The organism is Parajatrophihabitans canadensis (assembly GCF_053764775.1).
The window spans coordinates 2238835-2254747 of record NZ_CM132445.1; the positions used below are offsets into that span (position 1 = coordinate 2238835).

Below are 15913 nucleotides of genomic sequence, written 5' to 3' on the forward strand. Positions count from 1 at the left end.
CGGTGGTCGGCGGCCATGATTTCCGCCACGGAGGCACACGGTGAGAGCGGTCGAGGTCCTCGGCCTCGTCGCCGTGTGCCTTTTCGGTCTTTGCGCTATTGCCGCATTTGTTCTGGTGGTACTTCACCAGCGACGAATGGTCTCCTCCGTGGGAAGTTTGGCCGTCGCGCTCAAGCGCGGCGACCAGCGCTGGGCCAACGGCGTCGGGCGCTATGCCGGCGACGAGTTTGTCTGGTATCGAACTCTAAGCCTGTCGCCCACCGCGGCGATGCGCATGCCTCGCAGTGAGCTGTCGGTCGTATCAAATCGAGCTTGGGATGCGAGTCGGGATATGGCCTTGCGCCCAAATCTGTCGATAGTGGAGTGCTCGTTTCGGGGCGAATCGATTTCACTCGGATTCCCAGACAGCGGCCTGACAGGATTTCTATCGTGGCTGGAGGCTTCAGCGCCGAGGTTCTGAGGCGCTCAATCAGCACAGCGCCGAGGTTCTGAGGCGCTCAATAAGCACAGGCCAACTTCAGACGGAGCCGCCCGGCTGCCATAAGACGTCGCCGGCCGGGTTGGCGCATCGCGCGAGGATGAACAGTAGATCGGACAGCCGGTTGAGATAGGTGGCTGCGAGGACGTTCGTGACGTTCGGATCTGCCTCGATCAATGCCCACGTCGACCGTTCGGCTCGGCGGGCGATCGTTCGAGCCGTGTGCAGTAACGCTGCGCCCGCCGTGCCGCCCGGCAAGATGAAGCTGTCGAGTTTGCTGAGCTCTGCGTTGAATTCGTCGCACCAGCCTTCTAGGCGGCTGATGTATTCCGCGGTCACCCGTAGTGGCGGATATTTTGGTTCGACAACGATGGGCGTGCAGAGGTCGGCGCCGACATCGAACAGGTCATTTTGGAGTCGCCGAATCACGACGGTCAGGCGATCGTCGAGATCGCCGAGTGCGATCGCCACGCCCAGGGCTGCATTGGTTTCATCCGAGTCTGCGTACGCGGCGACGCGAACGTCGGTTTTGGATACCCGGCTCATATCGCCGAGCGCCGTCGTCCCGTCGTCGCCGGTCTTGGTGTAGATACGCGTTAAGTGCACAGCCATACAGTGAATCTAGCGGTCAGGAGATGTACTCCATCTCGTCGCGACGCGGTAAGCCCGACGGAGAGCGCCGACTAGGCTGTCCGGGTGCAGGTATTGCGAGTCGTCGGTGGTGCCCGATTGTCAGGTGAGGTGCCTGTAGTGGGTGCCAAGAACAGCGTTCTCAAACTGATGGCTGCTGCGTTGCTTGCCCCGGGACGATCCACGATCTCGAACTTGCCGGCCATCTCCGACGTCACCATCATGAACCGGTTGCTCGAGCGGCTGGGCTGCACCGTCACCGAGCATCGCGATGAGAACGGCACAGATGTGGTGTCGATCGACGTGCCCGACCTTCTGGAGCATCGAGCACCGTACGAGCTGGTTCGAAAGATTCGCGGTTCGATTTGTGTCCTAGGACCGCTCATCGCCCGCTGCGGCAAGGCTCAGGTTGCCCTGCCAGGTGGTGATGCCATCGGCTCGCGTCCGCTGGATATGCACTTCATGGGATTGGAGAAGATGGGCGCGGCCGTGCGGGTAGAGCACGGCTACGTCGTCGTCGAGGCCGATCAGCTGCACGGTGCGACCATCTGGCTGGACTTTCCAAGTGTGGGCGCGACCGAGAACCTGCTCACGACGGCAACGCTGGCGAAGGGCTCAACCGTCATCGATAATGCTGCGCGCGAGCCGGAGATCGTCGATCTGTGCAACATGCTCGTCGAGATGGGTGCACAGATCGGCGGCATCGGCACCTCGACCCTGGAGATCTCCGGCGTCGATTCACTCAAACCGACGGCACACGCGGCGGTTTCTGATCGGATCGTCGCGGGGACGTGGGCGATGGCTGCGGCCATGACCAGAGGCGATGTCACGGTCCGGGGCGGCAGGGCGGCTCATCTGGAGATTGCTCTGGACAAGCTGGTGTCTGCGGGTGCGTCGGTCGATGTGCTTGTTGATGGTTTCCGGGTGTCGGCGACTGATCGTCCGCGCAGTTTTGACGTGGTCACGTTGCCGTACCCCGGCCTGGCAACCGACCTTCAGCCGCAGGCAATCGCCTTGTTGTCGATTGCCGAAGGTACCGCGATGATCACCGAGAATCTCTTCGAGGCTCGCTTCATGTTCTGCGACGAGATCGCCCGCATGGGCGCCGATGTGCGAACGGACGGCCATCACGCGGTCGTCCGGGGCAAGCCGGAACTCTCTGGTGCACCCGTCCGGGCGACCGACATCAGGGCAGGCGTCGGCTTGGTTCTCGCGGGCCTGGTCGCCGATGGGGTCACTGAGGTGTCCGAGATTCATCACATCGACCGCGGCTATGTCCGCTTCGATGAGCAGCTGCGCTCGCTCGGTGCTGACGTCACGCGGGCCGAATCCGACCTCTTCTGAGACGTTCTCCGAACGCTGCGGCCGGTCTTGCCTGCCAGGGGTCAGCCGGCGAGCAGCTCGGTGGCCCGTTCGACATCGGGACGAAACACCAACAGGTCATACCGGTCTGCGGCGAGTCTCGATAGTGAGCACCGAATACCGGCTGCGGACAGCTGATTTTTGGCGCGCAACGCCTCGGACCGGCTTGCCGAGCTGAGAACTGCGGTGAGTAGACCCAGGTCGGCGTTGGGTCCCTGCGCGGGTCGGCCAGTGCGAGGTCGGGAAGGTCGAAAGGCCCAACGGAGGACAAATGCTAGCAATGCCGCCATGACGAAGGCGGTGAGCGGAACGGAGAGGTCGAATCCCATCACGCCTCCCTCCGCTGCGGTATTCGTTTTGCTATTCGATTTGCTATTCGAGAATATGGGCATAACCGGTCGCAGCGAACAGGGTGCCTCCGCCGACGATCGGTGGTGTCACCGATCTGCTGGTCGACCAGGCCGCCCGCTAGGCGTCCCGATTCATCGATCCGGCTACAACCGGCGGTTCAGTTGACCACGGAAAGTTGATCCAGCGGTCAGTACGCCGCCAGACGTACTCACATTTCACTGTCGACGTCGGCTTTTCGTACACGACGGCACAGCGGACGTCGGCAACATGGCTCGCGCAGAAGTCTTTGACCAATCTCAATGTTGCCCCTGTATCGGCGACGTCATCAGCTATCAGGACGCGCGCGCCGGACAGATCAACGGGATCGGGGACGGGCGGCAACATGACCGGCATGACCAGGCGCGAGTCGACCCCGGTGTAGAACTCGACGTTCATCACGTGGAGATTCTTCACGTCCAAGGCATAGCCGAGCGAGCCGGCAGCGAACAGCCCACCGCGTGCGATGGCGAGAATCAGGTCAGGTTTGAATCCGTCCTCCGCGATCGCAAGCGCAAGTTCTCGGCCAGCTACGCCGAAGTCGGTCCAGGTGAGGGTCTCGCGTTCAGGTGAACTCATGCGTGAATCCTGCACCGTGCCGCGCGGCGTCGAATGCCCGGAGTTCGCCCGGCGTCGCGAGCGTGCGGTGCGGCCGATAGGCTGCCCCGGTGCGTCTGGTCATAGCTCGTTGTTCGGTTGACTACATCGGTCGGCTCACAGCGCACCTGCCTATGGCGCCGCGCCTGCTAATGGTGAAGAACGATGGTTCGGTACTGGTTCACGCCGACGGCGGCTCCTATAAACCCCTCAACTGGATGTCGCCACCGTGCCGGCTTGACGAGACCGAGCTCACTTGGATCGTCACCAACAAGGCCGGCGAGCAGTTGCTCATCAATATCGAAGAGATCATGCATGATTCCTCGCATCAGCTGGGTGTTGACCCCGGTTTGGTGAAGGACGGCGTCGAAGCTCATTTGCATCTCTTACTCGCCGAACACATCGAGACGGCGGGGCAGGGCTACCGGTTGGTGCGGCGCGAATACCCGACCGCCATCGGGCCGGTGGACATAATGGCGCGTGATGCTCAGGGAGTCTCAGTCGCCATCGAGATAAAGCGGCGGGGCGACATCGATGGTGTTGAGCAGCTGACCCGCTATCTGGAACTACTCAATCGTGATCCGCTGCTCGCGCCGGTCAAAGGGATCTTTGCCGCACAGGAAATCAAGCCCCAAGCCCGGACACTCGCCCTGGACCGCGGAATCGCCTGCTTGATACTCGACTATGACCTGCTGAGAGGAAAGGACGACCCGTCCCAACGCTTGTTCTAACGACATATTTCCTGTGCTGGCATCGGCGTCTACTGATCAGTAACCTCGGGCCATGGCTCATCCGGTCAATGATGTGACAACAGGCGTCTTTGCATCGACAAATCCCGTGACGGGCGAGCTGATCGCCTCTTTTGATGTGCACTCGGCCACTCAGGTGGAGGAGGTTGCCGCCGCCGCTCGCCGCGCCGCCGCTTGGTGGACGAAACTCGGCGAACCGTCGCGCCGGAACCGGCTGACGGCTTGGCGCGCGTACCTCGTCTCCCACACCGAAGAGTTAGCCGCGCTTGTCCACGACGAAAGTGGTAAGTCAGTCCCTGACGCGATTGTTGAAGTAACAATCGCCGTGGCTCACCTGAGTTGGGCGACCCACCACGCGCGAAAGGTGCTCGGCAGGCGCCGGGTTGCGCCGGGCATTCTCGCGGTCAATCACTCGGCCACGTTGGAGTATCTGCCGTTCGGCGTGGTGGGGGTCATCGGACCGTGGAACTACCCGGTACACACACCGATGGGTTCCATCTCCTACGCCCTCGCAGCCGGCAACGCCGTGGTTTTCAAGCCGAGCGAATTCACGCCGACGGTTGGCAAATGGTTGGTCGATTCTTTCGCGGCAGTTGTGCCGGAGTCTCCGGTTCTACAATTGGTCACTGGCCTTGGCCCTACCGGCCAAGCCTTGTGTCGCGCCGGGGTCGACAAAGTTGCGTTTACCGGATCGGCCCGCACTGGCAAGATCGTGATGGCTACGTGTGCCGAGACGCTGACACCCTGCGTCATCGAGGGTGGCGGTAAAGACGCTCTCATCGTCGCGGCAGATGCCGACCTTGACCTTGCAGCCTCTCAGACCGTTTGGGGAGCGATGTACAACGCCGGGCAGACATGTGCGGGCGTCGAACGCGTCTATGCAGAGGCCAGCGTCTATGACTCGTTCACCGCAAAGGTAGTCGAGCTCGCGCGGGGTCTGCGGGTAGGCGATGGCGTCGGCTCCGACTACGGAGCGATCACTATGCCAAGGCAGATCGATACGATCGCATCGCATGTTGACCAGGCTCTGGCACACGGGGCGCGATCACCCGTGGGAGGACGGCACTCCGTGCGAGCGCCGTTTGTGGACCCAGTAGTGCTGGTCGACGTCGCGGAGGCGGATGCAGCCATGATGGAAGAGACATTCGGTCCCGTCGTAGCCATCACGAAAGTGGACAACCTGGAACAAGCAATCGCACTGGCGAACTCGGGGAGCTACGGACTCGGTGCGTCCGTCTTCAGCAAGCGACAGGGACCGAAGATAGCCCGCCGCTTGACGGCGGGCATGGTGAGCATCAACTCGGTCCTTACCTTTGCCTTCATCCCTGCGCTGCCGTGGGGTGGCAGCGGAACGTCAGGGTTCGGACGTATCCACGGACCGGACGGCCTGCGCGAGTTCGCTCGATCACGTGCGATTACGCAGCAGCGGTATCGGATACCGCTCGTGTTGAGCACTTTCGACCGCAAGGAAAAGGCCGTTAGCCAGCTGCAACAGATAGCAAGGTTGCGCTGGGGAAGATCTCCGGGCGCGGCCAAACGTAGGCCTTGGCAACCCAGAGCAGCGGCTGGCGAAGGCGATGCAGGACTGGGCGGCACTGGGCGCGGTTACAACGGCGTTCCCGAGCGGGACCCGCTCGAGAACAATATGCTTGGTCCATGACGCGTCACTCCCTTCTCCGGCTGCCTGACGTCGTCCGTCTTGGGCAACTGCCGGCCAGGGTAACGATCTGCGAGGTCGGCCCGCGGGACGGTCTGCAGAACGAGGCCGCAATTGTTGACGTCGGTGTCAAGGTCGAGTTCATCGAGCGGCTCGTCGAAGCTGGCCACCAGGTGGTCGAGGCAACGAGCTTTGTGCACCCGAAGTGGGTACCGCAGCTCGCCGACGCCGAGCAGTTGCTCGCCGACCTGAATCGTCGACCAGGCGTCCGCTACCCGGTTCTGGTACCGAACGAGCGAGGTCTGCAGCGCGCGATCGATTCCGGCGTCGACGAGATCGCAATCTTCGGCTCGGCCACCGAGACCTTCGCACAGCGAAATTTGAACAGAACCGTCGCCGAATCGATCGACATGTTCGCACCTGTAGTGGCAAGCGCGCGCGAGCACGGCATGCGGGTTCGTGCGTATCTGTCAATGTGCTTCGGTGATCCCTGGGAGGGTCGCGTACCAATTCGACAGGTCGCTGAGGTGGCGGGCAGGTTGATGAAGCTCGGCTGCACGGAGCTAAGCCTCGGTGACACGATCGGTGTTGCCACCCCTGGACAGGTGCGTGCAGTCCTCGCCGAGCTCGAAGCTGACGGCCTAGATCTGGACCAGCTCGCGGTGCATTTTCATGACACGTATGGGCAAGCGCTTGCGAACACCTTGGTCGCGCTGCAGTGTGGTGTGTCGATCGTGGACGCTTCGGCCGGCGGTCTCGGTGGCTGTCCGTACGCCGAGAGTGCGACCGGCAACCTCGCTACTGAAGACCTGATCTGGCAGCTGGACGGCCTGGGCATCGAAACCGGCGTCGACCTCGACAAGCTGGTGGCGACAAGCGTCTGGATGGCTGAGCAACTCGGGCGGCCCAGCCCATCGAGGGTTGTGCAAGCCCTCGCGGGCTCAGCAGTGTGACGGGCGAGCTAGCCTGAATATATGCCCCGTAGAAACGTGCCCTCCCGTAAGCGCGGGAGCCAAGTCGTTTCGGAAGGGCAGCCTGCCGGCCTACACGAGCGGGTAGAGACCTGGCAGCAGCGCGATTACCGCGTGCGCTCGATTAGCGGCTCAGGCTCTTCGGGACCGTACCGATGCCCTGGTTGCGACCAGGTTCTGAGCGCAGCGACACCTCATGTAGTTGCCTGGCCAGCAGAAGACCTGGACGCTGCCGACCGGCGCCACTGGCACACTTCATGTTGGTCAGCCCGCGACCGTCGACAGCCGGGCGTACAACGCTCGCGCAACGCACCGCGGTACTCGTGAGGGGGAGGCAGCATCGCCAGCGCGCACTAACGGCCTAGCGACTCGCCTGCCTCGGCAGGACAACCTCTCGCAAGATCAACGTGATCACCGCAACGAGCGGAATCGACACCAGAAATCCAACGACCCCGAAGAGCGTGAAGCCCGCCAACGCACCGACGACGGCGGCCGCTGGGCTGATCCGAACTGATGGGTGTAGCAACCGGGGGTAAAGCCAGATCCGCTGGGCGATGTACCAGACGATGAAGAACACGAGGGTAGCGATCCCACGTGGCACTGAATCGAGGACCACCACCGTCGTGACGACCGTCGTCGCCAGAACAGCGCCCACCACAGGGGCCAGTTCAAATACCGCGACGATGAACGCAAGTGCGAAGGGGTAGTGAACCCCAGCTATCCAAAAGAAAATCAGTGATATGAGTCCGGAACTCAGGGCGAGGGCGCCGGTGCCCACGACGTAATGCCCGATCTGGATCACGATCTTGTCGCCGATGCGGCTCACTGCAGGTCGCCGCGAGGCCGGCGACAGTCGATACGCGAATCCCGTGATATCACGCAGATACAGCAGGAAGTAAAGCGTCAGAACGGCAAGTGAGAAGATCTGGAAGATCGTCGTTGCGAGCGTTGACCCAACGGTGAAAAGGTTGCTTGCAAGCTGCTGCACCAGCTTCGAGTCGTGCAGATAGTTCTGAATCGAGTTGAGGATCCCGAAGCGTTTGTCGAGTTCTGCGATCCGCCTGTTGTTCTGGAGTTCGGTCACGTAGCCCGGCAAGTTGTGGACGAATGTCGCGGTTTGATCGACCAGTGGTGGCACCACGGCGAAGCCGATGCCGACGAGTATGAGGATTGCACTTACGAAGACTGCTGCCACCGCAGGGCCACGTGACAAGCCGAAGCCCTCGAGCTTGCGTACTGCAGGGTCGAGCCCAGCGGCCAAGAACAGTGACAAAGCGAGCAAGATGAGCGTGTCCTGACCCTGGTCCAGGGCTCGGAACAACAGGTACGCGAGACCGAAGCCGATTGCGGCCGTCAATCCCAGCCGAAACGGAGAATAGGTCGCAAATGTGCGCCCTGAAGCCGGCCTAAGTCTGGCTGAGAGTTCGGAGGTGGGATCGCCGCTCCGGGTACCTGAACTGGTGGCAGCGCTTGGCTCTAGTTCGGCTCGAGGCTCGACAGCGGGCGGACCAGTACCGCCGCGCGCGGGCTCGATCACCGGGGGGTAGCGCCTTCGATCAGGGAGGCGAGATTGTCGCGCAGGTCAGTTAACGCTTGCAGAAGGGCCGACCGTTCCTCTTTCAGGCGGGCTACCTCGTTCTTAGCGTCCTCGACGAGCTGGATGGCGATGTTCTTTGCCTGCTCGTGGTCGGCGATGGCTTGATTTTCAGCAGCCCGTCGCCGAGCGCGCAACGTGATCTCGAAGTCCTCGTCGGCGAGCTCACGGTGCGCTGCAGATGTCCGGTCGGCCTCCTCGCGAGCAGCGGCAGCTTCGGCATCGAGGCGCGCCCGATCAGCATTCGTCGCCTCGATGAGGGCGGCGATCTCGGCATTCGCCCTTTCGATGTCCGCAGCCGCCTGCACCCGCGATTGTGCGAGTTTTTGGTCTGCCTCAGCCGAGCGCTGCGTGGCGCTCGCGGTCAGCCGCTGTTGCGCGGCGGCCGCCTCGCCGCGGACCCGTTCGGCGTCAGCTTTGGCGGCCGAAATCACCCGCTCTGCTTCTTCTTCGGCAGCACGCCGAGTCTGCGCGGCTTCGTCCGTGGCCAACTGCAACATGTCCCGAATCCGATCGGACACGTTTGCAGGGCTGACCGCCTCGCTCGTTGTCTTGGCGGCTTGCCGAGTCAGCGACTCGATGTGGGCCGCGTTGCTGGCGAGTTGCGCTGCGCGATCCGCACTCGTTGCCAGCGCGGCGTCGCGAGCGGATTGGCTCTCGGCGATTTCAGCCTCGGCGCGCGCGACGTATTCGTCGACCTGGCGGCGATCGTAACCGCGCATAGCGATGTCGAAATGCGGCACATCATCGCCTAGCAAGGGCAGGAGGTCGGTTTGGTTGTCTGCTGCCATGCATCCATGTTCGCACGCGAAGGCGACAGCTCGCTGGTATCGCCAGGTGTGTCTGCCCTGGGACTGCCTACGACAGCCCGCATCAGCCCAACAGCAACCCAACAACAGCGCACGGCGACGCAGACTGCCTCGACGAGATCCTCACCAAGTAAGCGGCCTGTGGTCCGATTTAGGCGGCGTATCCGCGGATTGTCCCCAGCGGCGCCGCTCAGCCGGAGCTAATGGGTGCTGGCGGGTTCCACCAGCTCAACGAGCACACCGCCGGCGTCCTTGGGATGAATGAAGTTCACCCGCGAATCGGCAGTTCCCCGGCGCGGCTGCTCATAGAGCAGACGTAGACCCTTTGCGCGCAACTCTGCTGAGGTCGTCTCGATGTCGTCGACGGTGTATGCAAGCTGCTGCATGCCTGGGCCACTGCGTCCGATGAACTTCGCGATCGTCGAGGTCTCATCGAGCGGAGCGAGCAGCTGGATGCGGGTGGTACCGTCGCCGACCGCGAGCATGGCCTCCCGGACACCCTGTTCGGTGTTCGTCTCCTCGTGCACGCTCTCGATTCCGAAGGTTGCCGCGTAGAAGGCAATCGCTTCATCGAGGTCTGGGACAGCAAGGCCGACGTGGTCGATGCGCAGGATGGTCATTCACCTATGGTGGCGACCGTAAGCGCATCCAGGAAGCAGTCCGTGGCATTCCTCATATGAATTGTCGCCTGCGCGCACGTCTGGTCGCGACTATCGTGGGCTTCGGGCTCGCCTGCGCTACTGAACATAGGCCGCACGGCTGGGTAATCCAGACGCGCGGACGTCGGCGCGAGCACCTCAAGTTCGTCACGAGCAGAATCCACTGGAGGATTGATGTCAGAACGCACTTCGGTCATCGTCGGCGGGGCGCGGACCCCCATGGGACGACTGCTCGGCTCGCTCAAAGACTTTCCCGCGACCAGTCTGGGTGGCATCGCGATCCGCGCCGCACTTGAGAAGACCGGCATCGATCCGACACAGGTCGAATACGTAATCATGGGTCAGGTTCTCTCGGCTGATACTGGCCAGGGCCCAGCCCGGCAGGCTGCCGTTGAGGCCGGAATCCCGATGAGCGTGCCCTCGGTCACGATCAACAAACTCTGTCTCTCAGGCATAAATGCCATCACGATGGCTGACCATCTCATTCGTCTGGGCGAGTACGACATTGTGGTCGCAGGCGGGCAGGAATCGATGACTCGGGCCCCGCACATCCTGGGTGGCTCCCGAGAGGGCTTCAAATACGGTGACGTGACGCTGCGCGATCACCTGGCCTACGACGGTCTGCGCGACGCCTTCACTGAACAGCCGATGGGTGAGTTGGCCGAGGACGCGAACGTCGGTGCCCAAGAGGTCAGCCGCGCCGACCAGGACGCGTTCGGTGCGCGAAGCCACCAGCTCGCCGCTCGCGCATGGAAGGACGGCCTGTTCGACGACCAGGTGGCTCCGGTTCAGATTCCGCAACGGAAGGGCGACCCGATCACGATCCGGCATGACGAAGGTATCCGTGCGGACACCACGGCGGAGACCCTCGGCAATCTCAGGCCGGCGTTCCGCAAGGACGGCTCAATTACTGCCGGGACAGCCTCCCCGATCTCTGACGGCGCAGCCGCCGTGGTTGTCATGAGCAAGGCCAAGGCCGAAGAACTCGGCGTTCAGTGGCTGGCCGAGATCGGCGCCAGCGGGTCGGTGGCAGGTCCAGACTCCAGCCTGCAACTCCAGCCCGCCAACGCGATCAAGGTCGCCACCGCCAAAGAAGGCATCGCGGTCTCGGACCTGGACCTGATCGAGATCAATGAGGCGTTCGCTGTCGTCGGGATTTCCTCGACCCGCGCACTCGGCGTCGATCCGGAGATCGTCAACGTCAACGGCGGCGCGATAGCCCTCGGACATCCGATCGGCATGTCCGGTACGCGCATCGTGCTACAGCTGGCGCACGAGTTGAAGCGTCGAGGCGGCGGTGTCGGCGCCGCCGCTCTCTGCGGCGGCGGCGGACAGGGCGATGCTTTGATCATTCGGGTACCCAAGGCCTGAGGCGGCTATAGCGTTTTGTCCGCTACGCAGGCCTGACCTTGCTGCATCGGGCCCAGCCAGCTGTGCAGCTGCATCGGGCCCGGCTGGCCGTGCAGCTGCGTCAGGCCTGGGTAGCTGATTCCTCGACTTCGAGTAAGGACGCCTCGTGCAGCTGCGCCTCGTAGGCACGGTGGCCGCCACGCAGGCCGAAAAGCCTTTTCGAAAGCAGCAGATACAGGACCGCACCAACGTTCACGGCAAACGTGGCCAATCTGAGCACGGTTATCTTCTCGCTTAGCTCATACAGCTCTAGTGGCAAGAAGAGTGACGTGGCCACGACCGCGAAGTATTCCCCCCAGCGCTTGAGCCTCCAGAGTCCGACGCCCTCAATCAGTTGTAGAGAAGATCAGGAAGGCCGCGACGAGATTCAACGTCGAGCTCTTTGCGTTGAGAGCGTCCTCGATTGCGCGGATGAGCCCGGAGTCGGTTGCATTCCAGCCGAGCTGATCGAACAAGGGTTTCGCTGCGCTGAGATCTCGTTCGAACAGCTGCCGTACGCTCACCTGACTCGACTTGAACTGTAAAACCGCGATACCGAGCACAAGGATCAGGATGCCCCGCACGAAACGCTCGATAGCTAGAAATCTCAGGATGAACGCCGAACGTAGAGCCTTGCCCCGTAACAGCACCGGCGCGTCTTCCGCCGCCCCGACTCCGGCCGGTGAGCCGAGAACGTAAGTCCCGCATCGCAGACAGCGCCACGCCTCCCCAAGTGGCGTACTCGCCTCGAGTCGTGCCCGCAGGGCCGAGTCGGTTGGTGCGTAAGTGACGTGTCCGGCGCGCGAACAGGTCCGTAAATTCCAATCCACGCGCAACCTTAACCACACGCGGTCTCCGGTGCCTCCTGGCCAGTGCCAAGAGGGCCTTCGTGGCGAAGTGCAGGGCGTTAGCGGTAGGCGGAAATGCCGGTCAACTGCTCGCCCAACACGAGGGTATGCACCTCGTGCGTTCCCTCGTAGGTGTAGACGGTCTCAAGGTTTACGGCATGTCTGAGAACCGGATATTCCGTGGTGATGCCCGAACCGCCGAGGATGCTGCGCGCTTCCCTGCAGACCTCCAAGGCGGAGCGGACGTTTGAGAACTTACCGAAGCTGATCTGATGTGGCTTGATCTGGTGTGCGTCCTTGAGTTCGCACATCCGCCTTGCGACAAGCTGCATGTTCTGCACAGTCACCGCAAGTTCGGCGAGCTTGCGTTGGGTCAATTGAAAAGACGAAATAGGCTTGCCGAATTGGACGCGCGTCCCCGCGTAGTCCAGAGTGGCGGCGAGTGCGTCACGAGCGGCGCCGACGACACCGTTGATGATGCCGAATCGAGCTTCGGTCAGGCACCCGAGCGGCGCTCGGAGCCCTTTTGCTAGCGGCAGCCTTGCCGAGGCAGGTAGGCGTACCTCGTCGAAGCTGAGCTCAGACGTGATCGATGCGCGCAACGAGATCTTGTGGTGCACATCGGTCGCTGTAAACCCATCGGTTCCCTTCTCGACCAGAAATCCGCAGATTCCTTCGTCGGTCTTGGCCCATACGACCGCAACGTCAGCGACAGACCCGTTGGTGATCCACATCTTGGAACCATGCAAGACCCAGTCCGCATTGGGGCCAACTCCATCGCGCCGCGCGAAGGTGCGCATCGAGCCCGGGTCCGAACCTGCGTCAGGCTCAGTCAGGCCGAAGCATCCGATGGCCTCGCCCGAAGCCATCCTGGGCAGCCATTGCTGCTTCTGCTCTTCGCTTCCGTAGGCATGTATGGCGTACATCGCCAGCGACCCTTGGACACTCACCAGCGAACGCAACCCAGAGTCGATGGCTTCGATCTCGATACAGGCCAGTGCGTATTGACTAGGTTTGGCGCCTGGGCAACCGTAGCCGTCCAAGTGCATCCCGAGCACGCCGAGCTTGCCGAACTCGCGTGCCAGGTCTCGAGCCGGCAGAGTTCCCGCTTCGAACCATTCTGCGATGTTCGGACGTAGCTGCTCGTCGGCGAACTGTCTGATTGTGTCGCGTAACAGGCGATCGTCGGCGTCCAGGTCGCTGTCCAACTCGAGTAGATCGAGAGTCGCAAGAGACTTCGGACTGGGAAGGCTGGTCATGCCCGACACCTTACGTCGACCGTCCTCCAGGCGCGTCTCATAAGCACGGGAGCGCTTTTACTCGCCCCCGCCCGAGGTGCCGTGCGTCATGCCGCCGGATCGAGGACGAGAACAAGCCCTATGCTGACCGGCATGTCTGGACCGCTTCCCTTCGACCCGGTGCTGCGTGCCAGCCAATCGTGGACCCAGCACTACCCGGATGCTGGTGAGGACGTCTACGCAGCCATGCGTGCCGTGACATCGATCATGCGCGCGCAGCAGATTCTCATCGCCGGCTTGGACGCGGCCCTCAAGCCGTTCGGGCTGACTTTCTCGCGGTACGAAGCGCTGGTGCTCCTGACCTTTTCATCGACGGGCGCACTGCCATTGTCGAAAGTCGGTGAGCGGCTTCAGGTTCACGCCACCAGCGTCACCAACGTCGTCGACCGGCTCGAGGCGTCCGGGTTCGTCATACGGGAGCCCAATCCACGCGACGGCCGAGGCACCCTCGCGGTGATTACAGACTCGGGCCGAAAAGTCGCGGATGAGGCGACGCAGGAACTGCATCGACAGGGATTCGGCCTGAGCGGGCTGTCGACCGAAGACCTTGACGGGCTGTTCCGGACGCTTCGCCAGCTTCGTCACGATGCGGGAGACTTCGTGGATTAAGGCGTTGCGCACCTGAGCCGCCGACCTATCGGTACGTTGGACCTGGTGGAGGACAACATCACGCCAGCCCAGCCGGAGCACCAGGCTTCCGGCGACACCGCCACAGACCCCGCCGCCACAGACCCCGCCACCACAGACGCCGCCACCACAGACCACGCCACCACAGACCCCACCACCACAGACGGCGTGGCCGAACAACCGGAGTCATCGCTTCGTACGGTCAGACGCATCGTTGCCAAGCCCACCCGGTTCATCCTGACGTGGGTATTGCGGATTTCGCTGCCGTTGATCTTCGCCAATGTCATGTTGCGCGCGTTTCCCTACCGGGCGACCGTGGCGGGCGTGCCGTTTCGGGTTCAGGCCACTCTCTTCACCCGCCGTGGCTTTACTGCCGATACCACCCTCGGCAGTTGGCAGTTCCCGCATGTCGACGGACTACCTTTCGGCGTGCACATCTCACCCGAAGATGTCGATCTGCTCAGGCTGACCAAGGATGCAAATCCCGACACTGCGGCCTTTGTCGATCAGTTGAAGTCCGGGTTCGCTCATCAGATTCCGCTGATGGTCCTGTGGTTGGGTGGGTTGGCGCTCATTGGCGCGGGGCTTGGTCTGGCGATGGCCGCGACGATCAACATGGCCGTGCGATATCTGAGCGGCCTGCCGCGGCGGCAGCGAGAGCTCCGACTCAGGTTGCGGCAGTTGGCGGTCGCCGCGGTCGTGACCGCGGTTGTGGCGGCCTATGGCGTCCTCACCTTTAATGAGGACTGGAACAAACAGTCTCGGCTCACCGGCACCCTCGGTGCGGTGCAACTCTTCCCGTCCCAGCTGGCCGAGTTCTACAACCAACAATCGAAGGCCTACAACGTGCTCGGCGCGGTCGTAGGTATCCAGGCCGCTCTGCAGGCGCGAATCGATCAGCAGAACACCGTCGAGACTGCTTACAACGTCATGTACATCTCCGACATGCATCTGGCGGCCGAGTACCCCCTGGTCGAACAGTATGTGGACAACTTCGATGTCAAGTTGATCGTGAACACCGGCGATGAGAGCGAATTCGGCACCACTGCTGAGATGACCCCGAGTTATCTCGCTGCAATGGCACGAATAACAAAGAAGGTTCCCATGATCTGGCTGGCTGGGAATCATGATTCACCCGATACCATAAGGGTAATGAGCAAGGTCGTAGGTGTGACCGTCTTGGGCTCCAAGACGCGGCTGGCCGACGGCTCGTACTTCGTAACGGGTTCGCGGGTTCGCGCGTTCGGCCTGACGATTGCCGGTGTGCCTGACCCGCGCGTGTATGGCGCGGATGGGCCCTTCGGCTCCGGCGAAGACAAGATCACTGATCCACTGGAGCGAGAGTCGATGGACGCGGCCGTCAAAGGTGTGAGCAAGGATCTCTCTGTCGATATCTTCGCCAGCCATGAACCCAGCGCTACATCAGAGCTTGCAAAGCAGTTACCGCACCAGATCAGGCAGCTGAATGCTGGTCACACCCATGCGCAGAACAAAACCGACGACATCCAGCATGACGGACTGATCGATCTCGTCGAGGGTTCGACCGGGGCTGGTGGGCTGGACAACATAAGCCGCGGCGCCGCCGCGCCACCGGTGGAATTCAGCATCGAATCCGTCGCCCCGGACTGCCAGTTCACCAAGTTGCTCAGATTTCAGCTCGCTGATCCCTCGCTGCCGACGGATGCAAGCGCAGTGAGCGTCGGCGACAACGTGACGGTTTCGAGTATCTACCTGAGCCCGCAGAAGATCACCCAGGGTCGCGCGTGTGAGTTGTCCTCTGGGGTGAGCAAGGTCAAGTCCGTCGATGCGCCCCTAGATGCCTCGGACGGTTAGCGACCGAACCTCGTCGACGACTCTT

The 15913-nt window shown here is 62.3% G+C and carries 15 protein-coding genes and 1 pseudogene; 8 read left to right on the forward strand and 8 right to left on the reverse strand.

Translation table 11 applies throughout. From position 1 onward, the window contains the following. The first annotated feature begins 73 nt into the window (after positions 1 to 73). Positions 74 to 460 (forward strand): DUF2550 family protein, encoded by a 387-nt coding sequence (locus tag ACSMXN_RS10950; protein ID WP_455407775.1) that lies wholly within the window; start codon positions 74 to 76, stop codon positions 458 to 460. Between the two features lie 57 nt (positions 461 to 517). Here ACSMXN_RS10950 and ACSMXN_RS10955 read toward each other — a convergent pair whose 3' ends face one another. Continuing rightward, positions 518 to 1090 carry a cob(I)yrinic acid a,c-diamide adenosyltransferase gene (locus ACSMXN_RS10955; RefSeq protein WP_022912276.1) on the reverse strand — a complete coding sequence of 191 codons (573 nt, stop codon included), beginning with the start codon at positions 1088 to 1090 and terminating at the stop codon, positions 518 to 520. 84 nt (positions 1091 to 1174) lie between these two features. Here ACSMXN_RS10955 and murA point away from each other — a divergent pair, with 84 nt between their 5' ends. Continuing rightward, a complete protein-coding gene (murA, locus tag ACSMXN_RS10960; RefSeq protein ID WP_022912277.1) occupies positions 1175 to 2452 on the forward strand; it encodes a UDP-N-acetylglucosamine 1-carboxyvinyltransferase in 1278 nt (425 codons plus the stop codon). 41 nt (positions 2453 to 2493) lie between these two features. Here the strand turns inward: murA and ACSMXN_RS10965 are convergent, their stop codons facing one another. Both ACSMXN_RS10965 and ACSMXN_RS10970 read right to left on the reverse strand, forming a co-directional pair. Further along, the gene (locus tag ACSMXN_RS10965; RefSeq protein WP_022912278.1) at positions 2494 to 2799 is read right to left on the reverse strand and encodes a hypothetical protein; all 306 of its coding nucleotides are present in this window, start codon (positions 2797 to 2799) and stop codon (positions 2494 to 2496) included. Between the two features lie 139 nt (positions 2800 to 2938). Continuing rightward, entirely contained in the window at positions 2939 to 3436 is a 498-nt protein-coding gene (locus ACSMXN_RS10970; protein ID WP_022912279.1) for a phosphoribosyltransferase, read from the reverse strand. Positions 3437 to 3525: 89 nt separating this feature from the next. Here ACSMXN_RS10970 and nucS point away from each other — a divergent pair, with 89 nt between their 5' ends. Genes nucS through ACSMXN_RS10985 form a run of 3 tightly spaced genes read left to right on the forward strand, consistent with a single transcriptional unit; the run spans position 3526 to position 6813 of the window. Beyond that, a complete protein-coding gene (gene nucS / locus ACSMXN_RS10975) occupies positions 3526 to 4185 on the forward strand; it encodes an endonuclease NucS (RefSeq protein ID WP_022912280.1) in 660 nt (219 codons plus the stop codon). A gap of 52 nt (positions 4186 to 4237) precedes the next feature. After that, on the forward strand, positions 4238 to 5863 hold the full coding sequence (locus ACSMXN_RS10980; RefSeq protein WP_022912281.1) for an aldehyde dehydrogenase family protein: 1626 nt from the start codon (positions 4238 to 4240) through the stop codon (positions 5861 to 5863). After that, positions 5860 to 6813, forward strand: a complete 954-nt coding sequence (locus ACSMXN_RS10985; RefSeq protein ID WP_022912282.1) for a hydroxymethylglutaryl-CoA lyase — start codon at positions 5860 to 5862, stop codon at positions 6811 to 6813. The genes ACSMXN_RS10980 and ACSMXN_RS10985 overlap by 4 nt, the downstream gene beginning before the upstream one ends. 379 nt (positions 6814 to 7192) lie before the next feature. Here ACSMXN_RS10985 and ACSMXN_RS10990 read toward each other — a convergent pair whose 3' ends face one another. From ACSMXN_RS10990 to mce, 3 genes are all read right to left on the reverse strand, one after another. Continuing rightward, entirely contained in the window at positions 7193 to 8368 is a 1176-nt protein-coding gene (locus ACSMXN_RS10990; protein WP_022912283.1) for an AI-2E family transporter, read from the reverse strand. Further along, entirely contained in the window at positions 8365 to 9216 is an 852-nt protein-coding gene (locus tag ACSMXN_RS10995) for a hypothetical protein (protein ID WP_022912284.1), read from the reverse strand. Before ACSMXN_RS10995 ends, ACSMXN_RS10990 begins: the two co-directional genes overlap by 4 nt. 218 nt (positions 9217 to 9434) lie before the next feature. After that, the gene (gene mce / locus ACSMXN_RS11000) at positions 9435 to 9854 is read right to left on the reverse strand and encodes a methylmalonyl-CoA epimerase (protein ID WP_022912285.1); all 420 of its coding nucleotides are present in this window, start codon (positions 9852 to 9854) and stop codon (positions 9435 to 9437) included. A gap of 213 nt (positions 9855 to 10067) precedes the next feature. On the opposite strand from mce, the gene ACSMXN_RS11005 reads away from it, so the two are divergent. Next, positions 10068 to 11264 (forward strand): acetyl-CoA C-acetyltransferase, encoded by a 1197-nt coding sequence (locus ACSMXN_RS11005; RefSeq protein ID WP_022912287.1) that lies wholly within the window; start codon positions 10068 to 10070, stop codon positions 11262 to 11264. Between the two features lie 100 nt (positions 11265 to 11364). Here the strand turns inward: ACSMXN_RS11005 and ACSMXN_RS11010 are convergent. Both ACSMXN_RS11010 and ACSMXN_RS11015 read right to left on the reverse strand, forming a co-directional pair. After that, positions 11365 to 12118: pseudogene (locus ACSMXN_RS11010) on the reverse strand (DUF2127 domain-containing protein). A gap of 71 nt (positions 12119 to 12189) precedes the next feature. Beyond that, complete coding sequence (locus ACSMXN_RS11015) at positions 12190 to 13389, reverse strand: acyl-CoA dehydrogenase family protein (RefSeq protein ID WP_022912289.1); 1200 nt, start codon at positions 13387 to 13389, stop codon at positions 12190 to 12192. A 132-nt stretch (positions 13390 to 13521) separates the two neighbouring features. On the opposite strand from ACSMXN_RS11015, the gene ACSMXN_RS11020 reads away from it, so the two are divergent. Both ACSMXN_RS11020 and ACSMXN_RS11025 read left to right on the forward strand, forming a co-directional pair. Continuing rightward, positions 13522 to 14037: a MarR family transcriptional regulator gene (locus ACSMXN_RS11020; RefSeq protein WP_027139188.1), complete on the forward strand. Its 516-nt coding sequence runs from the start codon at positions 13522 to 13524 to the stop codon at positions 14035 to 14037. Positions 14038 to 14082: 45 nt separating this feature from the next. Beyond that, the gene (locus tag ACSMXN_RS11025) at positions 14083 to 15888 is read left to right on the forward strand and encodes a metallophosphoesterase (RefSeq protein ID WP_022912291.1); all 1806 of its coding nucleotides are present in this window, start codon (positions 14083 to 14085) and stop codon (positions 15886 to 15888) included. The last annotated feature ends 25 nt before the right edge of the window (positions 15889 to 15913 follow it).